Origin of the sequence: Geminicoccus harenae (assembly GCF_019800005.1) — a bacterium.
Taxonomy (GTDB): Bacteria; Pseudomonadota; Alphaproteobacteria; order Geminicoccales; family Geminicoccaceae; genus Geminicoccus; species Geminicoccus harenae.
The window spans coordinates 1-2582 of the sequence record NZ_JABGCL010000102.1 but is presented as its reverse complement, the minus strand read 5'-3'; the positions used below and the strand labels follow the sequence as shown (position 1 = coordinate 2582).

The following is a 2582-nucleotide window of genomic DNA, read 5'->3' as shown; positions in this document are numbered from 1 at the left end:
GGAAGTCGCAAGTGCAACCGCACGAGGCCGAGTGCTTGTGGTACTGCTGGGCAAAGTGCGAGCTGGAGCTGCAGCCACGACGACCGGGTTGGCCGGCGGCGTGGGGGCGGTAGAAGTGGGGGCAGGAGCCACTGCAGCGAAGACGACAGGCGCAGGGGGTGGCGCTGCTTGCAGCATAGGGGGATCTGCATAAGCCAGCGCTGGCACCGGTGCTGCAACTGCCGCACTGGCAATCTCGACCGACGGGGGCTGCGGCAACGGCTGGATTACCCCGGGATCTTGCGGCAGATGGCAAGTCTTCTGCACATTCATCTGCTGCAGGGCGTCATACTCGCCCTTCAGGCGAGCGTACTCCGCCGCTTCGGGGCCATCGCCTCCCTCAAGAAAGAACAGAGCTGGCCAGAACAGCACCATGCCGATTGCCATCTGTGCGGCATCGGCATCTGCCTTTGTATCCAGGGAGGCATGGAGCTGTGAGACCCGGCCGGAGATCCGCTGCATCTCCAGGCTGACCTGGTTGCAGTCATAGCCCCGGTATTGAACCGGCGACACATACTGGGTGCTGATATTATCGGGCTGAGTTGCACAGCCGGCTAACGCTAAAATAGCGCATAGCCCAACAAGACGACGATTCATCGGTTGGCCTCGTGACGGGCTGAGTACTGTAAAATTCGTCTCAGCTTCCGGAAGTCTATTAGAATATGCTGCGGCTACGTCAATTTTAATAATAGCATATTTAGACACAGCTGGATGTTTTTGACATCCGCACCCCGGACGACCGCCAGCGTCGCAGGATGCGGCGCATCCCTCTCGATGAGCTGCCTCAAGCCACTGTTCCGCAACAGCAGCCAAGCGAAGGGTTGAGTAATTCGCGCAGGCTGCTTTTTCTGATTGACGTGATCTATCACAGGTAGCAATCATAACCGTTGCGTGAGATGCCTGGGATGTCAATCGTCTCGGGGTAGATTATCCGCAGGAGGCTGTCGGAATGCTTGGTGGCCACGACTTGTCGGATGCCAAACGCCGTCTCCAAGAATTGGAGCATCAGGCTGCCCACTTGCGCCAGATCATCGTCACGATGGAGGAGTATGGTCTTCCCCATCTTGCCGCGGCAGCCCGGATGCTGCTGGCCGATCTCGACCTACCCCTCCTGCGCGCGCGGGAAGGGAGCGGCTGGAGCAAGGATTTCCCGGATCATGGTCGTGGCATGGTGGATGGCACCGAACGACCGGCAGCGTGGAAATGACCGTGTATCAGGTGGTCTGGACCAACAGCTTCGGCGAAGCCGTCGAGCGGGCGGAAGGAACGACAAGACCGATCTTTTTGACAGCCGTCCAAACAACGATCGAGCGGCGGCGGATCAAGCGCAGCTACGCGTACCAGCTCCAGTGCCCGCCCGAGGAGCGCGATGGCCTGGTTGACGACATCGCCGACCTGACGGTCCGGTTGATCCGGCCGTCCTGAGCCAACAAGCTGGCGCAGAACAGGTTGCAGACGCAAAACCGCCAAGCGACTAGGGCGTAAGCGGCTTTGCGTGGTGGCGCTACCTGGCCGCTCGCGCTCCGACCACAGCATGTCGTCGGGCTGCGTTCCGCATCCAGTATGAGCCCGTAGCTGTTGCGCCTGCCGCTTGGCAGAGCATGAACGACTGGATCACCCAGGAGATAGAGTGGGATGTTGCTTGGCCAGTCAGCGCCGCTTTACCCAGGCGCTTGGCCTCGTCGGCAAGCCCGGGAACAGTTCCTGCAACGATGGGACCTGCTCGAAGTCCTTGGCAGGACGTTCCGGATTGTCATCGTCGTCAACCGTGTCGAGGCCGCCCACCGGGACCAGGATCCGACGGGCGCCGGCACCTGCGGAAGCGTACTGATCAATGCGAGGTGCCGGCAGGGAAGCGCCCGCCGCCAGCAGGGCATTGACATGCTCGGCCAGGACATCGGCCGCCATGGCGGTAGCGTCCGCGACCGTGGCGCCGGTTGCCACGCAATAAGGAAAATCGGCGAAGGTCACGGTGTAGCCGCCGGACCTGGTTGACCGGAGCTGGGCCGGGTAGTGCCGAGCCATCAGGGCGGTCCCTTTTTGGGACACTGTGTTCCGGACGCGGCGTCTGTCAAAGGACCGATAATCACCAACATAAAGATGTAGTTCATAGTAGAAGCGCGTCTCTGTTCGTTCGCATTAGGGTTTAGTACATCGCATTTAACGATTTTAGATAAACAACTTTATGGAAATGTTCTTTAACGGGATCGGAACTTGTGTCATGGCGGCAACACCGGGTTAACCTTAATCAGAAGTTCAAATATTGACGTACGGACGTGGCGGTTCGGCAATGGTTCATTGGCAATGCCGAAGTGTCGACGTGGTGGCGGCTGCATCCAGCGCTGGAAGGACCTGAAGCAGGCAGTCGCTTGTTGTGCGTAGCCGTTAGCTTTCAGCAGGTTTGCGCGGCAGAGACCATATCACCTCTTGTACAAAGTACTGCTGTGTTCATGGGTCGTCGGCCGGCACCCCAAGGCACCGACCAATTATTTCTGATGGTCATTGCCCTGACAGGGCTGCCTGGGTGCTGCCGCCTGCCGATG

The 2582-nt window shown here is 59.5% G+C and carries 4 protein-coding genes; 2 read left to right on the top strand and 2 right to left on the bottom strand.

Annotated features, from left to right (window positions below; all coding sequences use genetic code 11):
• The coding region (locus HLA95_RS26890; protein ID WP_322100172.1) for a hypothetical protein at positions 1-636 on the bottom strand (636 nt) is incomplete at its 3' end.
• A 352-nt stretch (positions 637-988) separates the two neighbouring features.
• On the opposite strand from HLA95_RS26890, the gene HLA95_RS26885 reads away from it, so the two are divergent.
• A complete protein-coding gene (locus HLA95_RS26885) occupies positions 989-1246 on the top strand; it encodes a hypothetical protein (RefSeq protein WP_222185068.1) in 258 nt (85 codons plus the stop codon).
• Positions 1243-1464 (top strand): hypothetical protein, encoded by a 222-nt coding sequence (locus tag HLA95_RS26880; RefSeq protein WP_191062332.1) that lies wholly within the window; start codon positions 1243-1245, stop codon positions 1462-1464. Before HLA95_RS26885 ends, HLA95_RS26880 begins: the two co-directional genes overlap by 4 nt.
• A gap of 225 nt (positions 1465-1689) precedes the next feature.
• On the opposite strand, the gene HLA95_RS26875 is transcribed toward HLA95_RS26880, so the two are convergent.
• A complete protein-coding gene (locus HLA95_RS26875) occupies positions 1690-2064 on the bottom strand; it encodes a type II toxin-antitoxin system HicB family antitoxin (protein ID WP_191062333.1) in 375 nt (124 codons plus the stop codon).
• Between the last annotated feature and the right edge of the window lie 518 nt (positions 2065-2582).

Excerpts from the sequence above, each read along its gene's own strand:
- HLA95_RS26885 (WP_222185068.1), top strand. The coding sequence starts at position 989 with ATGCTTGGTGGCCACGACTTGTCGGATGCCAAACGCCGTCTCCAAGAA.
- HLA95_RS26875 (WP_191062333.1), bottom strand. The coding sequence starts at position 2,064 with ATGGCTCGGCACTACCCGGCCCAGCTCCGGTCAACCAGGTCCGGCGGC.
- HLA95_RS26880 (WP_191062332.1), top strand. The coding sequence starts at position 1,243 with ATGACCGTGTATCAGGTGGTCTGGACCAACAGCTTCGGCGAAGCCGTC.